The organism is Azospirillum sp. TSO5 (assembly GCF_003116065.1).
Taxonomy (GTDB): domain Bacteria; phylum Pseudomonadota; class Alphaproteobacteria; order Azospirillales; family Azospirillaceae; genus Azospirillum.
The window spans coordinates 115,693-133,919 of record NZ_LGQY01000028.1 but is presented as its reverse complement, the minus strand read 5'-3'; the positions used below and the strand labels follow the sequence as shown (position 1 = coordinate 133,919).

The following is an 18,227-nucleotide window of genomic DNA, read 5'->3' as shown; positions in this document are numbered from 1 at the left end:
CGTCATGGAAACCCGCGCCAGCTATATCCTGGTCGGCAGCTTCGTGCTGGCGCTGGTCGCCGGCCTGCTGGTCTTCACCGCCTGGATCGCCAAGGTCCAGCTGGACGAGACGCGCGAGACCTACCGCATCTATTTCACCGGTTCCGTCACCGGCCTGCAGCAGGGAAGCCCGGTGCGCTATCGCGGCGTGCCGGTGGGCACCGTGTCGGACATCCGGCTCGACCCCGACAACGTGACGCGGGTCCGGGTGACGATCGAGGTGCAGAACGGCACGCCGATCATGTCCGATTCCATCGCCTCGCTGGAGGTGCAGGGCATCACTGGCGGCGCTTATGTCCAGATCTCCGGCGGAACGGTGGGGGGCAAGCGGCTGACCGCCACCGATGCCGACGGGGTGCTGACCATCCCGTCGCGGCCCAGTTCGCTGACTGCGGTGGTGGACAGTGCCCCGCAGTTGGTCAACCGCTCGCTGGAGGTCATCACCAAGCTGGGCGAGATGCTGAACGGCGAGAACCAAAAGGCGATCGGCGACATCCTGGCCAATGCCCGCACCATCAGTGCCGAGCTTGCCCGTGCCAGCGCCGGCCTTGAGGAAACGATGGCCCAGGCGCGGCGGACACTGAACGGGTTCGAGACGGTCGGGCCTCAGCTGGACCGCACGCTGGCTCAGACGCACGACACGCTGGCGACGGTGGACGGCACCGCCAAGCAGCTTGGCGGCGAGACGCGCGAGCTGCTGCGGTCGCTGAAGCGCACCTCTGACACGCTGAACGGCCTCGTCGCCGAAAATCGCGAGCCGGTGCGCGACTTCACCGCCACGGGCCTGTATGAATTGACGTTGCTGATCACCCAGCTGCGCGATCTGTCGGGTCAGCTGTCGCGGGTGGTCACCCGGATCGAGAACGACCCGTCGAACTTCCTTTTCGGCGGGACGCGGCAGGGCGTGGAGGTGCGTGGGAAATGAGGCGGGCGACGATGGGGCGCAGCGGATCGGCAGGGGCGGTCGTGCGCAGGATGCTGGGGACCGCCCTGCTGCTGGGGCTGGCCGCCTGTTCGACGCTGAACCCGACGGCGCCGCATCTCTACACCCTGACCCCGCGGGCCAGCGTCGCCCCCGGCCCCAAGGCCGACTGGCAATTGCTGGTGGAGACGCCGTCGGCTGCGGCGGGGATCGACACGCCGCGCATCGCCCTGGCCCGCACGCCGACCTCGCTCGACTATTTCGCCGATGTGTCCTGGGCCGACCGGGCGCCGAATATGGTTCAGGGGCTGATCGTCCAGACCTTCGAGGACAGCGGTCGCATCGTCTCGGTCGGGCGCGACACGGTGGGGCTGCGCTCCGACTATGTGCTGAAGTCGGAACTGCGTGATTTCCAGGCCGAATACGCCACGCCGGGTGCCGCCATGCCTGACCGGGTGCATGTGCGCCTGTCGGCCAAGCTGGTCGCCATGCCGCGCCGGACCATCGAGGCCGGCGAGACCTTCGAGGCGTCGGCACCGGTGCGCGGCCGCTCCTTCACCGACGTGATCACCGCCTTCGACGAAGCGCTGGGCAAGGTCACCGGAGAGCTGGTGACATGGTCGCTGTCGCAGCGTTTCCGCCCTTCCGGTAGCTGAACGGCCAAGCGCAGGCCCGGCTGCAACCGCAGGTGCGGCAATCGAAAAGACCTTGCCACGCCCGCATAGCCGCGTACGTAATAGGGGTGTTCGCGCAGCGCAGGATCGGGCGATGACGGATTTGTCGGACGTGTCCCGGGAAGAGTTGGAGGCGATGGCCGAGGCGGGACGCGAGGTGCGCCTGTGCCAGCGCGTTCTGGCCAAGACCGGCGACACGGTGGTGGGGGAGCTTCTGCGCGGCCACGGCACGCTGTACGAGTGGAAGCATTATCCGCCGGGTGACGTCTACGACGCCGAATTCCATGCCCAGTATTACTATCACTGCCATCCCGAAGGTGAACGGCCCAATGGGGAGCATGGGCATTTCCACACCTTCCTGCGCCCGCACGGCATGCCGCCGGGCCTGCGGCCGGCGCCGCTGGCCGATTTCTCGGCCCCGGACAACGACAATGACGCGTTGTCCCACCTGATCGGCATCGCCATGGATGTGGCCGGCCAACCGGTGCGTCTGTTCACCACCAACCGCTGGGTGACCGGGGAGACCTGGTACAAGTCCGACGACGTGATCGCGATGCTCGATGCTTTCGAGATCGACCATGCCCGGCCGTCCTGGCCGGCCAACCGCTGGATCACCGCGATGATGCGGCTGTTCCGTCCGACCATCGTCGAATTGCTGCGCGACCGCGACGCCGCCATCCAGCGCTGGGCGGAAAGCCATCCCGACGCCTATGTCTACGAAGACCGCGGGTTGGAGGTCGCCTCGCAGCGCCACATCTCGGTGGAGGAGCAGATCGCAACAGTGGCGCTGCATCTGCGCGGGGCACGGCGACGCCGGCCGATCCTGCCGGAGCCGCCCAGCTTCGTCGGGATGCCGTGAGCCGCTCCTCCTACGGACTTATGGCCAAAGGCCATGGGCTTATGACCGCAGGGCGTTAAGGAAGGTTCAACCGTTTCGGAAGATCCTTGACGGTGTGGACAAGTCTCCGCCCACATTCGCGCGGGTTTTGCGTTCCGCGGCCCATATGGAGACGGACCAGGGCAGGAAGGGTCCGGCACCCATGAGTGACGGTTTCAAGTCGGGTCATCTGACCCAACAGGACGTGGCGCGGCTTTTGGCCGACCCGTCGCCGAACAGCCGGACCGATCTGGCCGCCAAGCTGGCTCAGCAGTTCGACAGCCCGGAGCTGTCGCAGTCGGAGCGCATGCTGGCGGAGGACATCATCCGCGTGATGGTCACGGACACAGTCCTGCGCGTCCGCCAGACCCTGGCCGAGAATCTGAAATCCAGCCCGTCCCTGCCGCGCGACGTCGCCCTGACCCTGGCCCGCGATGTGGAGGCGGTGGCGATCCCGGTGTTGAGCGTCTCCACCGTGCTGACCCCGGCCGATCTGGTCGAGATCGTGCGGACGGGTGCGGAGGCGAAGAGCACCGCCATCGCCCAACGCCCGACCGTGCCGGCCGTGGTCGCCGACGCGCTGATCGAAAGCGGGTCCGAACACGCGGTCGCGGCGCTGGTCGCCAACGAGGGGGCGGAACTCGGCGAGCAGAGCCTTGGCCGCGTCATCGACCGCTTCGGCGCCAGCGAGGCGGTGCAGGACCCGCTGGTCCACCGCTCCAAGTTGCCGATCACCATCGCCGAACGTCTGGTCGCCGTCGTGTCGGAACGGCTGCGCCAGCATCTGGTCTCGCACCACGAACTGCCGTCGAAGGTCGCGTCGGAACTGATCCTGCAAAGCCGTGAACGGGCGACCGTCGCCCTGTTCACCGGCGAAAGCGACGAAGGGGCGCTGGACCGTCTGGTGACGCAGCTTGCCCGCACCGGCCGCCTGACGCCGTCGCTGCTGGTCCGCTCGCTGTGCACCGGCGACATCGCCTTCTTCGAGATGGCGATGTCGCGCATGGCGAACGTGCCGCTGACCAACGCCCGGCTGCTGATCCACGATGCCGGACGGCTGGGGCTGAAGTCACTGTATGACAAGGCGAAGCTGCCGCCGGCCCTGCTGCCGGCCTGCCGCATCGCCATCGACGTGCTGAAGGAAACCCCCTATGACGGCGAACCCGGCGACCGCGAGCGCCACCGCCGCCGCGTCATCGAACGCATCCTGACCCAGTACGAGGATCTGGCGCCGGAGGATTTGGAGTTCCTGCTGGCGAAGCTGGGCGACATGATGCAGCCGGAAAACGCTGCGGCGTGACCGATCCGATCTTCTTCGCCGAGCCGGCTCCACCGCCGGGAGGCGGCCCGGCCGACATTGTCCGCCGGCTTGAGCGCCGCATCGCCGAGTTGGAAGCCGCACTGCGCCAGAGCGAGGCACGGGCCGGGGAGGCCCGCTTCCGCTCCCTGCTGCGCACGGCTGCCAGCATCATCCTTGTGCTGGGAGACGATGGCCGCGTGTTGGAGGCCAACCGTGATGCCGAACGCGCCTTCGGGCTGGAGGCCGGCACCGCCATCGGCCGCCCCTGGACCGAGATGATGGGGGAGCAGCCGGCCGGCGCCTTTGCCGCCCAGCTCAAGGTCGCCGCCGAGGGGATGGAGGTCCGCAATTTCGAGCAGGCCCTGCGCGAGCAGGACTGCATGAGCGAGCGGGTGCTTCTATGGAACCTGAACCGGCTGCCGGAAGCCGACGGCGCGCCGGCGGGTATTCTCTGCGTCGGCCAGGACATCACCCGGCGCAAGCGGGCGGAATTGGCTCTGCGTCAGGCCCGCGACGAGTTGGAGATGCGGGTGGCCGAGCGTACCCGCGCTTTGATGCAGGAGGTCCAGGAACGCCGCCGCGCCGAACAGGCGCTGATCCAGGCCAAGGAACAGGCCGAACTCGCCAACCGCGCCAAGAGCGAGTTCCTCGCCAACATGAGTCACGAGCTGCGCACGCCGCTGAATGCCATCATCGGCTTTTCCTCGATGATGGAGAGCGAGATCGTCGGGCCGCTCGGCCATCCCAAATACCTCGACTATGCCAAGGTAATCGGCAAGTCGAGCCAGCATCTGCTGGCGGTTATCAGCGACATCCTGGACGTCGCCAAGATCGAGGCCGGCAAGCTGGAAATGCATCCGCAGCCGATGGACGTGCGCGACGCCGTGGAAAGCTCGCTTCTGCTGATCGCCGAACGGGCGGAGGAGGGCGGGCTGACCCTGACCCAGGACATCGCCCCCGAAACCCCCCGCCTGCTGGGCGATCCGGTGCGGGTGAAGCAGATCCTGCTGAACCTGCTGACCAATGCGGTGAAGTTCACCCCCGCCGGCGGCAGCGTCGCCCTGCGGGTCCGCCCGGAATGCGGCCGCATCCTGATCGAGGTCGCCGACACTGGAATCGGCATGAATGCGGAAGGCATCGCCATCGCCCTGCAGCCCTTCGGTCAGGTCGACAGCCAATTGTCCCGCCGCTCCGGCGGCACCGGGCTGGGCCTGCCGCTGGTGCGGTCCTTCGTCGATCTGCTGAACGGCACGCTGGACATCCGCAGCCGCGAGGGGGAAGGCACGACGGTCAGCGTACGGCTTCCGGTGGCGCCGCCTTACGACGGGGAATGATCAGGGAATGACATGTTCATGAGGCAGGAACCGGTTGCGCAGGACGGCGACCGGCAGGATGAACCGTTGTCGGTCGCGATGGTGTTCGGAATTTCCGGGGTCGATCCACTGGAATGGAATGCCTGTGCCGCCGGCAAGGGGCCGTTCTTGCGCCATGCCTACCTGAGTGCGGCTGAAGACAGCGGCCTGGCCGGCCCGGACAACGGCTGGCGCCCTGCCCATATGATCGTAAGGGATGCGTCTGGCCAGACGGTTGGCGCAGCGCCCCTCTATCTGCGCGACCGGTCCACGGACGAGTTCTGGCCCGATCAGGCCTGGGTCGACGGCTTTCAGGCCTCGGGCGGGCGCTATTTTCCGAAGCTGGTCATCGAGGTCCCCTACACGCCGGCGACCGGCCCCAGGATATTGCTGCGGGAGGGAGCGCCGTCCGGCGTAGCAGATGCACTGACGGGGGCTATGCGTTCGCTGGCCCACAATCATGGCCTGTCTTCTATCCATGTAAGCTTTCCGGACGAGGAAGACCGAGCCCGTTTCGAGGAGGCGGGATGGTTGACCCGCCATGCCGTCGATTACGAGTGGCGGAACGCGGGATATGGCGACTTCGCCGATTTCACCGCCGCCCTGTCGAGCCGTCGGCGCAGCGTGATGCTGTGGGAACGCCGCAAGATCATCGAGAGCGGAGTACGCATCCGCGACGTGCCGGGCAGCCGGGTGGATGAGGCCGATGTCGCGATTTTCCTGGATTTGCTGGACGACCTCCATAGCCGCCGGGGGAGACGTCAGGCGCTGACGATGGATTTCGTCCTGCGGCTCTGCGCCGCTTTCGGTGATGCCGTGACGCTGACCTTCGCCGAATCCGGCGGAGTTGCGATCGGCGCCTTGCTGACCATGGAAGGAGACGATTGCCTCTATGTCCGTAACTGGGGGGCGAGGGAGGGCGCACAGCTGGTCCATTTCGAGATCTGCTATTACAGCACTGTCGAACGGGCGATCGCCCGGGGTTTGAACCGGGTGGACGGCGGGCGCGGCGGCCCGCACAAGCTGGCGCGAGGGTTCCTGCCGAAACTCTCCCATGCCTGCCACTGGTTCCTGCACACCAACATGCGCCGCGCGGTGGCGGAAGGGCTGGAACTGCACAACGCCAAGGTTCTCGCCGCCTTCGCGCAGGAACAGGCCCGCTCGCCGTTCCGCCGGCAGGCCGGCCGATAGCCGCTTGCACGGCACGGCGCGCCGGGCCACTTTCCCTCTTTGAATAGACCACAGGCGGAGTGGGACATGTCGGTCAGCCGGGACCATCTGAAGACGCGCATCGGGCAGGCGCTGGGTGAGGTGAAGGCCGATCTGGTCATCAAGAACACGCGCTTTCTCAACGTCGTCACCGGCGAGATCGCGGAGGGCGACATCGCCGTCTGCGGCGAGGTCATCGTCGGCACCTACGAGTCCTATGACGGGGTGGAGGAGATCGACGGGCGCGGTCTGACCGTGGTTCCGGGCTTCATCGACACTCATGTCCATTGCGAATCCACCTGCGTCACCCCGCAGGAGTTCGACCGCTGCGTCCTGCCCCGCGGCACCACCACCGCCATCTGCGACCCGCACGAGATCTGCAATGTGCTGGGCGAGCGGGGCCTCAGCTATTTCCTCGACAGTGCCGGGGGCACGGCTCTCGACCTGTTCGTGCAGCTGTCCTCCTGCGTCCCGGCGACGGAGCTGGAGACCTCGGGCGCCCGGCTGGAGGCGCCGGACCTGATCCGCCACATGGACCATCCCCGCGTGCTGGGGCTGGCGGAATTCATGAATTTTCCCGGTGTCTTTCACAAGGTGGACGGCGTGCTGGACAAGCTGGCCGCCTTCGACGGGCGCCACATCGACGGCCACGCTCCGCTGGTGTCGGGGAAGGAACTGAACGCCTATCTATCCTGCGGCATCCGCAATTGCCACGAGACGACCAGTGCGGATGAGGCGATGGAGAAGCTGCGCAAGGGCATGCAGGTGCTGATCCGCGACGGATCGGTGTCGAAGGACGTTCATGCCCTTGCCAAAGTCATCGGGCCGGAGACCTCGCCCTTCCTGGGCTTCTGCACCGACGACCGCAACCCGCTGGACATCGCGGAGGAGGGGCACATGGATCATCTGATCCGCAGCGCCATCCGCCTCGGCGCGCCGGTGGCCCATGTCTATCGCGCCGCCACATGGTCGGCCGCCCGCGGCTTCCGCCTGTACGACCGCGGGCTGGTGGCGCCGGGACATCGCGCCGATCTGGTCCTGCTCGACGATCTGGAGGACTGCGCGGTCAACCGCGTCATCCGCAACGGCAAGATCGTCGGGCCGCACAGCTTCGACGGTCGCCCGCCGGTGACGCCGGTGGGCCTCGATTCGGTGAAGCTGGAGCCGGTAGCCGAGGAGGATTTCGCCGTGCCGGCCGGCGGCTCCGTACAGTCGGTGATCGGGCTGGAGCCGGGCAGGATCCTGACCGAACACCGGCGGATCGAGGTCCCGGTGGTGGGCGGCCGGATGGTGGCCGATCCGTCGCGCGACCTGCTGAAGATCTGCGTCTTCGCCCGCCACGGCAGCAACCGCAACATCGGCCGCGGCTTCGTCCAGGGGTTCGGTTTCGCGGACGGTGCGCTGGCCTCGTCGGTCGGCCATGACAGCCACAACATCTGCGTGGTCGGGGCGAGCGACGCCGACATGCGCGTCGCGGTCAACCGCCTGATCGAGCTGCAGGGCGGCTTCGTCGCCGTGCGCAACGGGCAGGTCGTCGGCGAATTGGCCCTGCCTCTGGCCGGGCTGATGAGTTTGGAGCCGTTCGAGACGGTGGAGGTGAAGCTTCGCTCCCTGCGCGCCGCCGTCCGCGCCATGGGCTGTCCGCTTGCCGAGCCCTTCCTGCAACTGGCCTTCCTTCCCCTGCCGGTCATCCCGCACCTGAAGATCACCGACCGCGGCATGGTCGATGTCGATCGTTTCGAGCTGATTGCCGCCTGATTGGGCGGCCTGCCCGTGAAAGCGGCATCGGCCTGAGGAATGGGCGGTTGGAATTTGGTCTCGCGCTGATTGGCGCCGACCACGATATGGCCGTGAAAGCTGGGAAAGCCCGCTCTCCGCCCGCTCTCCGCAAGGAGCGCGGGCTTTCCATGCCCGGATTTACGACCCTAAAATTTAGGCCGATTGCCGTCCCAGCTCTGGCATGGGCTTTGCCACGACGACACATCATCTGTTGTTCGTCATCGAGCGAGCCCGATCAGCCATGACCCATCTGGCCCCGGTGATCCACCACTCCCACAGCCTGCTGCCGGTCCGGCCGCCGGAAACCGTGTCGATGCGGACGCGGGACGGCGTGCGGCTGGATGCCGATCTCTACCGGCCCGACGCCGCCGGCACATGGCCGGTGCTTCTCCTGCGCGTTCCCTGCGGCCGGCGCACCGCACTGACCAGCCACTACGCCCATCCGCGCTGGTATGCTGCGCGCGGCTATGTGGTGGTGGTGCAGGACGTGCGCGGCTGCGGCACCTCCGACGGCCGCTTCCGACCGTTCGAGGTGGAGCGGGAGGATGGGGCCGATGCCGTGGCGTGGGCGGCCTCCCTGCCGGGATCGTCGGGATCTGTGGCGATGTACGGCTGCGGCTACGCCGGAATGGCGCAATGGCTGGCGCTGGCCGAAGCGCCGGCCGCCCTGCGTGCGGTGGCGCCGGCTTTCGCCGGCTGGGACGTCTTCTCCGACTGGGCCTATGAGGGCGGGGCCTTCCGGCTGGCCGACGCGATGGGCTGGGCGTTGCGTACCGCAGCCGACGCCGCGCGGCGGGTCGAGGACGGAACCGGGCACCGGCTGCTGTCGGACGCGGCGCGCAGCCTGCCCATCGACGACGAGATCCCGTCGCGGCCGCAGGCTCTGCGCGACTACGCCCGCTACACCCATTACGACGACTGGTTGACCAACCCGGTGCCCGGCCCGTCCTGGGCCGCGCTGTCGCCCAAGGCGATGCAGGACGCCATGCCGGCCGACGTGTCGGTCCTGCAGATCGGCGGCTGGTACGACCCGCGTCTGGCCGGCATGCTTGATGCCTATGATCGTTTCGCCGCAAGCCAGAGGGCGCCGGTGCGGCTGGTCGTCGGCCCCTGGGGCGCCGATGGACCCGCCGCCGCGCCGGGACAGGCGCCGACGCTCGACACGCTGCAACTGGCGTGGTTCGACCGGGTGCTGAAGGGCGAGGGCGGCGACCGCGGCGGTCCGGTCCGCCTGCATGATGTCGAAACCGGGCGCTGGCACGACCTGTCCAACCTGCCGGCGGCCGAAGCGGTCCTGCATCTGGCCAGCGACGGCCTCGCCAACCGTCAGGGTGGGCGGCTGGAGTTGGAAATGCCCGATCTGGAGGCGCTCGACGTCGTGGTGCACGACCCGCGCAGGCCGGTACCGACAGTTGGCGGCCATGCGGTGCCGGATGCCGCCGGGCGCCCCGACCGCGCCGCCATCGACTGTCGCCCGGACGTCGCGACCTACACCAGCCTGCCGCTGGACGAGCCGCTGATGCTGGCCGGGCGTGTGGCGCTGGATGTGTGGGTGGAGGCCGATGCGCCATCCTTCGATGTCAGCGCCGTTCTGTCGGTCTTGCGGCCCGACGGGCAGGTGCTGCCGTTGACCCAGGGCTATGCGCGGGTGGAGCCGGGCGACCCAACCCGTCCGCTGACCATCGCCATGCGGGCGGCCTGCGCCACGCTCGCGCCGGGATCGGCCTTGCGCCTCAGCCTTGCCGGGTCCTGTTTCCCGGCCTATCCGGTCAATCCCGGCACCGGGGCGGAGCCGGGCGAGACCCGCCGCGTCGATGCGCTGCCGATTACCCTGCTGATCCACAGCGGTCCAGACCGGCCGTCGCGCCTGCGCCTGCCGGCCGGATCGGTGGTTTAGGGAGTCTCGTCCCCGTCCGCTTCGTCTTCGCCTTTGCCCGCCGATTCCAGGCAGAAATCCAGGCTCTGGGACAGGAATCTCATCATCAGGTCGCGGAAGGGCGTCTTGTCGCCGACCGACCAGGCCCGCTCGACGAGGTCCAGATACAGGCCGCGGTCGTCGGCCTGGACCACCACCGGCGGGTAGCCGGCGCGGTTCAGGATCAGATTGCACAGCAGCAGCGCCGTCGCCCGGTTGCCGGTATGGAAGGGACGGATGGCGCTCAGCCGGTGATGAGCCTCGAAGGCGGTGTCGGGGCCGGCGTCCGACTTGCGCATCCAGGTCGACAGCGCCGACATCGACACGCGCAGCTTGGCCGGGTCGGGTGCGGTTTCCGCCGGGTCGTCCTTCGGCGGACCGTCGCGGTACTTCCCGGCCTCATCCTCGATCCCGCGATAGAGCACGGCATGAAAGGCGGTGACGGTGCGTTCGGTGACGGCGCCCGACGGATCGAATGACAGGCGGGCCATCAGTTCCAGCGCCGCGCGGTGGTTCAGGACGAAGCGCTGCTCCTCCACCCCGCGGTGGCGCAGGATGCTCCCGCGCTCCAGGATCGCTTTGACGTCCGCGCGCTTGAGCGGAATCTCCTCCAGCGCCGCGGCGGCGACGGTCAGATCCAGCTCGAACCTGTCGGCGATGCCGTGCACGACCTCCTGCGGCAGGGGACGCGCGGCGTCCAGCGCCCGTTTCTTCTCCGCGATCTCGTCGAGCAGGGCCATCGGTCACTCTGTCGCTGGGCAGGGGACGGTTTGGCGCGATGCGCATCTTGCCGCGCCCCCTGCGGGGATTTGCCGCTTGGACGGGCACGGTTGCCGGTTTTAGGATCCCTGTCAAGATGTCCACAACCCAGCCATGGCCGGCCGCAACCGCCTCAGTCCGCGGGATGCGCCTGCGATCGCGGGTCGCGAGGGGGGAGATCGCTGCGATGAGCTACGTCGTCTGGGACAAGTCCATGAGCGTCGGCGTGCCCGTGCTCGACGACGAGCACCGGCGCCTTCTCGACCTGTTCAACGGTCTGCTGGAAAGCGGCATCACCCCCGCCAACCGGGAGGAGCTGTCCAGTCTGCTCGCCAGCCTCCGCGACTATGTCGCCGTCCATTTCGCACGGGAGGAGGCGATGATGGAACGCTGCGGCTATCCCGAACTGGACGGCCACCTCGCCGCTCACCGCTATTTCGCCGACGAGGTGGAAAAGCTGGCCCGCGATTTCGACGGGGACAATCCCACGATGCTGCGCATGGACCTGATCCTGCTGCTGAAGGACTGGTTCGTGGAGCACATCCAGCAGACCGACAGCCTGTACAAGCCCTATGTAGTCGAGAAGGTGTAGGGCACGAAAGCACCCTCTCCCACCTGGGGAGAGGGCGTTCACTCACTGCTTTGCGGCGGCCTTCTGCTCCGGCAGACCCTTGTCCAGCTTGGCCTGGATGGCGGCCTTGTCGGTGTCGTCGTCGGCGCTGCGCAACGCGCGCATCCACTGGAATCGGGCTTCATTGCGGCGGCCGGCCCGCCAATAGGCATCGCCGAGATGGTCGTTGATGGTCGGATCGACCGGCTTCAACTCCACAGCACGCTCCAGCTTGGCGACGGCGGCCTCATAGTCGCCCAGCGTGTAGAGCGCCCAGCCCAGGCTGTCGACGATGTAGCCGTCGCGCGGGCGCAGTTCCACCGCGCGCTCCACCATCGCCCTGGCCTTGTCCAGATGCTCGCCGCGGTCGATCCAGCTGTAGCCGAGGAAGTTGAGCAGCGACGGTTCGTCCGGCCGCAGCTTCAGCGCCGTCTGCAGGTCGGCTTCGGCCTGCGGCCACTGCTTGATCTTCTCGTAGCACATGGCGCGGGCGTACAGCAGCGGCCAATGCCGCTCCTGCGGCGTGCCGATCCGCTCCAGCGCCGTGGTGTAGGCGGGGATCGCCTCGGCATAACGCTTGGCGTAGCGATAGATGTCGCCAAGGCGGGTAATGGCGTCGGTGCGCTCCGGCCGTTCGGCGGCCAGATCCTTGAGGATCGCGATGGCCTCGTCGTTGCGCTCCATGCGGGCGAGGCTGTCGGCCTCGCGCATGCGGGCGGTCCAGCCCAGAAGCGGGTCCTTCTCCAGCTTCTTATAGGCAGCCAGCGCCTCCTCGTGATGGTCGCGTGACGCGGTGATGTCGCCGATCATCAGGTGGGCGAGCGCCAGATCGCCGCGCAGGTGCAGGGCGATGCGGCCGAACAGCAGCGCCGGCTCGTCGGCATTCTCATGATGCAGCGCGCTGCCCAGATCGAACAGCGCCTCGGCAAGGCCGGAACGGGCATCGGGGACCGGGCGGGTATCCGACGGGGCGTTCGCCATCGCGGCCAGCGCCGGCTCCACCAGCAGCCCGTCGGGGTTGCTGCCCTGGAAGGCCTCGTAAAGCTTGCGGGCTTCATCCTTGCGGCCGGTGCGGGACATGAAGCTGCCGACGATCTGCACGACGCGCAACGGCGCGTCCGTCTCCGTCACCTTGGCGTAGCGGGCTGCCGCCTCGTCGTTGCGACCGGCGAGGTCGAGGATCAGCCCGGCATGCAGGTTGTAGAGCGCTTCGAAGCCCTGCACGCCGGACAGCGGCTGCAACGCCGTCAGCGCCTCGTCCGTCTTGCCGCGGGCCGTTGCCAGCCAGGCGCGGGTCAGCGGTGTCAGGAAGCGGCCGAGTCCGTCGGTCGGCAGGCGGGCGGCATAGCCGTCGGCTTCGTCCAGCTTGCCCTTGGCCAGCGCGTCGGCGGCCAGCAGGGTCAGCGCCATCTGCGGCTCGCCCTTTTCATCGAGCAGACGGCTGGCGTAGCCGATCGCCGTGTCGATCCGGCCCTCGCCCAACCGCAGCAGGAAGGTGCGGCGTAGCAGGGCGGGGTCGTCCGGATCGGCGTCCAGAGCCTGTGCGGTGAAGCGCGCCGCCGCCGTCCAATCATCCTGGTGCTGGGCGTAGCGGCCGGCCAGATAGCTGCCGGTGGCGGAACCGGTGCCGTCATCCGCAGCCAGGCCTGCCCCAGGCCCGGCGGCAAAGGCCGGCACCAGGGTGGTCCCGGCCATCAGAACGGCCAGGGAGATCGGCTGCAACCGGCGTCGCACACTCGTCATGCTCTCGTCACCTCGTTTTCCGAGTCGCTATCCCATCATCTTCGGCAGGGCGCGGGCAAGAGACTTTCGTGCGAGTCCCCTTTTCGCAATCGCTACCGCCACTCTCGCCGCACCTGTTCGATCCGCTCCGGCCGCAGGATGTCGGTGGCGTGGGCGTCCATGTGGGCACGGAGATGTTCCGGCATGCCGGGTGACAGGGTGGCGCCCTCCACCGACCAGCGGGCCATCCAGGACAGGGTGCGCAGCCATGTCAGCCGGCGCAGCGGCTTCAGCCATGGCCGCACTTCGTTGGCGAGGTCGCCCGGAACCGCGATGGTCCAGGCTTCGATGAAGGCGTCGACGTCGGCCGGGGTCAGCTCCGCATTCACCTCCGGATCCCATTTGGTCGAGGTGTAGAGGCTGGCATGGGCGAGATCGCTGGCCGGGTGGCCGTATTGCAGCTTTTCCAGGTCGGTGAACCAAGCCTTGCCGTGGGCATCGATCAGGAAATTGCCGGGATGCACGTCCACCCCGACCGCGGTCAGCGGCATCGGGGTCTCTCGTGGCGGGGCAAGGTCGCCGGCGCGGGCGGCGGCAAGCTCCTCCGCGATCAGCGCGCGCGCCTCGGTCGACAGATCGGCACGGTCGAACCATTCCGCCTGTCGTTCGACCTGGGCCAGCAGGGCGGCGACCGGATCGGGCGGGGCGGGAAGCGGTTCGTAGAAATCCGGCGGCGCCATGCGGTGCAGGGCGGCAAGGGCGCGGGCGATGGCAGGCATGTCGTCGGGCAGGGTGGGGGTGCGTCCCTCCACCTCGCCCACCACCAGGGCGCCCAGCGGCAGCCCCTCTCCCGGCGGCAGCAGGCCGGCGAAGCGCGGGGTGTGGCCCGACGGCTCGGCCCGCTGGAAGGCGGTGGCCTGCCGGTCCAGCGCTGTCCAGGCATCGAGGCCGAGTTGGCTCCAGCGCGGGATGCGGGCAACCAGCCGCCGGCCGCGCAGCCGCACATGGTCGTGGGCGACGCCCTTCAGCGGCATAGGCTCCAGCGCGTCGGCCGGCAGGTCGGCAAGGCGCGGAAGCCGCGTCAGCGCATCGTGCAGGGCCTCAATCGAGAATCCAGCCGGTCCGCTCACGCCATATGCTCGCGCAGGCGGGGCATCAGCTCCACGAGGTTGCAGGGACGGTGGCGGTTGTCGAGCTGCCAGACCAGGATGTCGTCCCAGGCATCGCGGCAGGCGCTGGGCGAGCCGGGCAGGGCGAAGATGTAGGTGCCGTTGGCGACGCCGCCGGTCGCCCGGCTCTGGATGGTGGAGGTGCCGACCTTGGCATAGCTGAGATAGCGGAACAGCTCGCCGAAGCCGGGGATCGCCTTTTCATAGAGCGCCTCGACCGCTTCCGGCGTCACGTCGCGGCCGGTGACGCCTGTGCCGCCGGTGGTCAGCACCACGTCGATCTGCGGATCGGCGATATAGGCCTGGACCTGCGCGCGGATCGCCGCGATGTCGTCCTTGACGATGGTGCGGGCGGCGACCTTGTGCCCGGCGCCGGCGATCCGCTCCGCCAGCGCATCGCCGGAACGGTCGTCGGCGGCGCTGCGGGTGTCGGACACCGTCACCACGGCGATGTTCACGGGAAGGAAGGGGCGGTTCTCGTCGATCTTCGGCATGGCGGCAGGCGTGTCCTCATGTCGGGCCGGAGCCCGACAAGGGGGCGCCGGCGGTCAGGGTGTCGGGCTGGCCTCTCCCCGCTCCGCCACCGTTTCCACCGCGACGGGGGTCGCCGGCTTCACCGCGGGCAGCGAGTCCGGACGGGTCGCCACCTCGGTCGGGCGGGCCTCCACCGGGGTGTAGGTCGGCCATTTCCCATCGGCGACGGCGGTGAGCGACGCGGTCTCCTGGCCCAGCCGCAGCCGGTAGATCCAGAAGTTCGCCATCACCTTCTCCACATAGTCGCGTGTCTCGCCGAAGGAAAGGCTTTCGATGAACAGCAGTGGATCGGTGATGTCGCTGAGATCCCGCCGCCAGCGTGCCAGATTGCCCGGACCGGCATTGTAGGCGGCGGCGGCCAGGAACAGGTTGCCGTCGATATCCGGCATGCCCAGCAGTTCCGACAGGTAGCGCTGACCCAGTTCCATGTTGCGGGACGGATCGAACAGCGCGTCGCGGCTGGCGTCGTCGCTGCCGATGTCGGCGTTGCGTTCGCGCACATGCTGGGCCGTGCTGGGCAGGATCTGCATCAGCCCGGTCGCCCCGGCGGAGCTGACCAGACGCGGGTCGAAGCGCGATTCCTGGCGCATAACCGCGAAGACCAGCGCGCGGTCCAGCGCGAAGCCGTCGCGCGGCTTCCAGTGCGGCAGCGGGTAGAGCGCCGCGGCATAGGGTGCACCGTCCGGTCCGGCCACCGCGTTGCCCAGCCGCAGGGACAGCGAAGCCACGCCGGCCCGGTCGGTCAGCGCCACCATCGCCTGTTCGACCAGTTGGTCGCCCTGCGGATCGATGCGTTGCAGCTCCATTCCCGCCAACTCGCGCTGACCGGCCTGGAGCAGGGCGATGGCGCGGGAGCCGGCCGGCTTGGCCGCCATCGCCGCCAGCTGGCGGCCGGTCAGTTCCGGCGCCTGCCAATGCACTTTTTCCAGCCCGTCCAGGGTGCGCAGCGCGATCAGGCCATAGAAGGTGTGCGGATAGCGGGCGGCTGCGGCCAGATGCTCGGCCGCCTCCTTCTCCTTGCCCGGCTTGCGGGCCAGCGCCCGGGCGGCCCAGTAGTCGGCCGCCGCGGCCTTCCAGGGGGAGCGCGGGCCGGCCGCGGCCATGCCTTCAAAGTGGCGGGCGGCCCGGTCTGTCTGCTTCAGCCGCCAAGCGGCCAGACCGGCGATCCAGTGCGCTTCCGGCAGCATGTCGCCCGACCGCGCGGCACTGGCCGAGGCGAGAGTCAGCGCCTGCGCCGTCTCGCCGGAATAGAAGAGGGATGCCGCGATGCGGGCGCGGGCGGCGTCATACTGCACGGTGTCGAGCTTGCCGCCGAACTCGTCCTGGCCCAGCAGGCTCAGGGCGGAGGCGGTGCGGCCGGACCGCAGCAGCTCCTCGACCCGGGCCACCGCCGCGCGGTCGCTGCGGGCGCGGGAAACGGTGCGGCTGCGCGGAGCGACGGTGACGCTGTCATCATCATCGTCCTCGTTGCTGGCGACGGTGCGCAAGCCGCCCAGCCGCTCCAGCGATCCGACGAGGCGCACGCGCTCCTCGCCCCGTGGCGGCTTCGGCGCCTTCTGGCCGGCGGGCTGGCGCTTCTGGGCGAGGCTGTGGATCCGCTCCGCCCCGGCGAGGTCGCCGTAATCCTGCATCCAGCGGGCGAGTTCCTCGTAGCTGGCCTTGCGGTCGGGGTGGAGATAGCGCTGGCGCAGGACATAGCCGACCAGACGGCGGTCCTTCAGCTTCGCCATCTCGGCATCGGCGGCGTCCCAGTCCGCCCGCTCCTGCGCCGCGAAGATGCGGCGGTAACGGGCGGCATCCTCTTCGTCCAGCTGGACGGCGCGGGCATCGGCGTCGGCTGCGAGCAGAAGTGGGACGCCCGCAGGGTTGGGTGCCTCATTCACCGTGGGGGCCGCCGACGGGGTGTCGTCGGTGGACTCGGGGGCTGCAATTTCGGGGAGCCCCGCGGCCGGATCGCCAAGCGATTCGCCGAAAATGGGGCTGTCGGGGTCAGGCACGGAATCCCCGCCGGGCGGGACGACGGCGTGACCGTCCGGCGCGTGGATGATGAGGGCGGCGCAAGCGGGCCGGAACCCGACCGCGCCGTCGGGTCCCAGGGTGAAAGCCACCGTGAGACCCAGCACCCCCAGAAGGTTCCGCCGCAGCGGGGCCGCGCTCGCGACCCGGTATGCTGCACTGCAAAATATCCGGAGCATGGCTCCGGGATACCCCACGACCGCGCGAACCGCAAGCAACGGATTCGCACGGAATGTGTCATGGCTGGTATTCGGCAGATGTTACAACAGCTTAACAAGCCTGGGAAAAAGGCTCTAGCCCGTTGGGAAGGTGCCTTTCGGCATGGGTTGACGGCATTTGTGCTGCACGACGACCGCAGTCATACGAACGATTTAGCCGGCGCTGTGGCATCGTTTTTAGTCTTGGGAATACTTGATGCCTTCTTCGCCGATCCTTTGCTGCAACGCAAGCATGTCCCGCCACGCTTCCCGCTTTGCGATAGGATTGCGCAAGAGGTACGCCGGATGGAGCATCGGCATCAGCGGAACCGCTGTTCCCGCGACTTCATAGGTCTTCCACTGCCCGCGCAGGCGGGTGATTCCCTCCGCCCGGTTCAGGAGGGTCTTGGCCGACACCCCGCCCAGCGCCACCAGCAGCTTCGGCCGCACCAGCTCGACATGCCGTTCCAGGAAGGGCAGGCAGGCGGCGATTTCCGCCTGGGTCGGGCTGCGGTTGCCGGGCGGGCGCCAGGGTAGGATGTTGGCGATGTAGACCTTGCCGCGGTCCAGCCCGATCTGGGCCAGCATGCGGTCCAGAAGCTTGCCGCTGACCCCGACGAAGGGCTTGCCCTGCCGGTCCTCATCCTCGCCCGGCGCCTCGCCGATCAGCATGACCGGCGCCTGCGGGTTGCCGTCGGCGAAGACGGTGTTCATTGCGGTGGCTTTCAGCGGACAGCCGTCGAAGCTGCGCAGGGCCGCTTCCAGCGCCTCCAGCGTCTGCGCCTCTCCGGCCCTGGCACGGGCCTGGATGCCGGCCTCGCTGGCGCCCAGCGGCTGGTCGGGGGAGGCGAAGAGGGCCGTCGGACGTGCGGCGGCTGGGGTCGCAGGGGCGGGTGCCCGAGTCGGTGCGGGCGCGCGCGCCATGGCGGCACCGGGTGCCATGCCGGCCGCGGGTGCGCCCGAAGGCAACGCCCGCGCCGCCGGCCGGGCGGTGAGAGTGGCCCAGTCGGTCGGCTCGTCACCGATGGCCTCGTCGCAGCCGATGTCGGCATGCCAGCGCAGCGCGTCTAGGATGTCGCATACGTCAATCATCGTTTGACCTTACCACAGATCGTGTGGTCTTACATGTCCAGATACCCAATTTGGGTGCGGC

Annotated in this window: 15 protein-coding genes; 9 read left to right on the top strand and 6 right to left on the bottom strand. The window is 68.6% G+C overall.

Features of this window, described 5'->3' with window-relative positions:
* The first annotated feature begins 4 nt into the window (after positions 1-4).
* From TSO5_RS08235 to TSO5_RS08200, 8 genes are all read left to right on the top strand, one after another.
* Complete coding sequence (locus TSO5_RS08235; RefSeq protein WP_109151136.1) at positions 5-964, top strand: MlaD family protein; 960 nt, start codon at positions 5-7, stop codon at positions 962-964.
* Entirely contained in the window at positions 961-1,617 is a 657-nt protein-coding gene (locus TSO5_RS08230) for an ABC-type transport auxiliary lipoprotein family protein (protein WP_247870646.1), read from the top strand. Before TSO5_RS08235 ends, TSO5_RS08230 begins: the two co-directional genes overlap by 4 nt.
* Before the next feature lie 112 nt (positions 1,618-1,729).
* A complete protein-coding gene (locus TSO5_RS08225) occupies positions 1,730-2,494 on the top strand; it encodes a hypothetical protein (RefSeq protein ID WP_109151134.1) in 765 nt (254 codons plus the stop codon).
* A 181-nt stretch (positions 2,495-2,675) separates the two neighbouring features.
* A complete protein-coding gene (locus tag TSO5_RS08220; RefSeq protein ID WP_109074625.1) occupies positions 2,676-3,812 on the top strand; it encodes a DUF2336 domain-containing protein in 1,137 nt (378 codons plus the stop codon).
* A complete protein-coding gene (locus tag TSO5_RS08215) occupies positions 3,809-5,146 on the top strand; it encodes a PAS domain-containing sensor histidine kinase (RefSeq protein WP_247870645.1) in 1,338 nt (445 codons plus the stop codon). The genes TSO5_RS08220 and TSO5_RS08215 overlap by 4 nt, the downstream gene beginning before the upstream one ends.
* An 18-nt stretch (positions 5,147-5,164) precedes the next feature.
* Complete coding sequence (locus TSO5_RS08210) at positions 5,165-6,355, top strand: GNAT family N-acetyltransferase (protein WP_158282383.1); 1,191 nt, start codon at positions 5,165-5,167, stop codon at positions 6,353-6,355.
* 66 nt (positions 6,356-6,421) lie between these two features.
* Positions 6,422-8,131, top strand: coding sequence for an adenine deaminase (ade, locus tag TSO5_RS08205; protein WP_109151132.1), 1,710 nt, complete (start codon positions 6,422-6,424; stop codon positions 8,129-8,131).
* Positions 8,132-8,393: 262 nt separating this feature from the next.
* On the top strand, positions 8,394-10,049 hold the full coding sequence (locus tag TSO5_RS08200; RefSeq protein WP_109151131.1) for a CocE/NonD family hydrolase: 1,656 nt from the start codon (positions 8,394-8,396) through the stop codon (positions 10,047-10,049).
* On the opposite strand, the gene TSO5_RS08195 is transcribed toward TSO5_RS08200, so the two are convergent.
* A complete protein-coding gene (locus TSO5_RS08195) occupies positions 10,046-10,807 on the bottom strand; it encodes a Fic family protein (protein WP_109151130.1) in 762 nt (253 codons plus the stop codon). The genes TSO5_RS08200 and TSO5_RS08195 overlap by 4 nt on opposite strands.
* A gap of 206 nt (positions 10,808-11,013) precedes the next feature.
* On the opposite strand from TSO5_RS08195, the gene TSO5_RS08190 reads away from it, so the two are divergent.
* Complete coding sequence (locus TSO5_RS08190) at positions 11,014-11,418, top strand: bacteriohemerythrin (RefSeq protein WP_109074271.1); 405 nt, start codon at positions 11,014-11,016, stop codon at positions 11,416-11,418.
* A gap of 42 nt (positions 11,419-11,460) precedes the next feature.
* Here TSO5_RS08190 and TSO5_RS08185 read toward each other — a convergent pair whose 3' ends face one another.
* The 5 genes from TSO5_RS08185 to TSO5_RS08165 form a co-directional block, all read right to left on the bottom strand.
* On the bottom strand, positions 11,461-13,179 hold the full coding sequence (locus TSO5_RS08185; protein ID WP_109151129.1) for a tetratricopeptide repeat protein: 1,719 nt from the start codon (positions 13,177-13,179) through the stop codon (positions 11,461-11,463).
* A gap of 92 nt (positions 13,180-13,271) precedes the next feature.
* Entirely contained in the window at positions 13,272-14,288 is a 1,017-nt protein-coding gene (locus tag TSO5_RS08180) for an aminoglycoside phosphotransferase family protein (protein WP_247870644.1), read from the bottom strand.
* The gene (moaB, locus tag TSO5_RS08175) at positions 14,285-14,821 is read right to left on the bottom strand and encodes a molybdenum cofactor biosynthesis protein B (RefSeq protein WP_109151128.1); all 537 of its coding nucleotides are present in this window, start codon (positions 14,819-14,821) and stop codon (positions 14,285-14,287) included. Before moaB ends, TSO5_RS08180 begins: the two co-directional genes overlap by 4 nt.
* A 54-nt stretch (positions 14,822-14,875) precedes the next feature.
* A complete protein-coding gene (locus TSO5_RS08170) occupies positions 14,876-16,858 on the bottom strand; it encodes a lytic transglycosylase domain-containing protein (RefSeq protein WP_247870643.1) in 1,983 nt (660 codons plus the stop codon).
* Between the two features lie 414 nt (positions 16,859-17,272).
* Positions 17,273-18,166 carry a uracil-DNA glycosylase gene (locus TSO5_RS08165; RefSeq protein ID WP_109151126.1) on the bottom strand — a complete coding sequence of 298 codons (894 nt, stop codon included), beginning with the start codon at positions 18,164-18,166 and terminating at the stop codon, positions 17,273-17,275.
* Between the last annotated feature and the right edge of the window lie 61 nt (positions 18,167-18,227).

Bases quoted from the DNA above. Each gene is read 5' to 3' on its own strand.
- TSO5_RS08230 (WP_247870646.1), top strand. From the start codon at position 961: ATGAGGCGGGCGACGATGGGGCGCAGCGGATCGGCAGGGGCGGTCGTG.
- TSO5_RS08235 (WP_109151136.1), top strand. From the start codon at position 5: ATGGAAACCCGCGCCAGCTATATCCTGGTCGGCAGCTTCGTGCTGGCG.
- TSO5_RS08185 (WP_109151129.1), bottom strand. From the start codon at position 13,179: ATGACGAGTGTGCGACGCCGGTTGCAGCCGATCTCCCTGGCCGTTCTG.
- TSO5_RS08195 (WP_109151130.1), bottom strand. From the start codon at position 10,807: ATGGCCCTGCTCGACGAGATCGCGGAGAAGAAACGGGCGCTGGACGCC.
- TSO5_RS08200 (WP_109151131.1), top strand. From the start codon at position 8,394: ATGACCCATCTGGCCCCGGTGATCCACCACTCCCACAGCCTGCTGCCG.
- ade (WP_109151132.1), top strand. From the start codon at position 6,422: ATGTCGGTCAGCCGGGACCATCTGAAGACGCGCATCGGGCAGGCGCTG.
- TSO5_RS08225 (WP_109151134.1), top strand. From the start codon at position 1,730: ATGACGGATTTGTCGGACGTGTCCCGGGAAGAGTTGGAGGCGATGGCC.
- TSO5_RS08210 (WP_158282383.1), top strand. From the start codon at position 5,165: ATGAGGCAGGAACCGGTTGCGCAGGACGGCGACCGGCAGGATGAACCG.
- moaB (WP_109151128.1), bottom strand. From the start codon at position 14,821: ATGCCGAAGATCGACGAGAACCGCCCCTTCCTTCCCGTGAACATCGCC.
- TSO5_RS08190 (WP_109074271.1), top strand. From the start codon at position 11,014: ATGAGCTACGTCGTCTGGGACAAGTCCATGAGCGTCGGCGTGCCCGTG.
- TSO5_RS08220 (WP_109074625.1), top strand. From the start codon at position 2,676: ATGAGTGACGGTTTCAAGTCGGGTCATCTGACCCAACAGGACGTGGCG.
- TSO5_RS08165 (WP_109151126.1), bottom strand. From the start codon at position 18,166: ATGATTGACGTATGCGACATCCTAGACGCGCTGCGCTGGCATGCCGAC.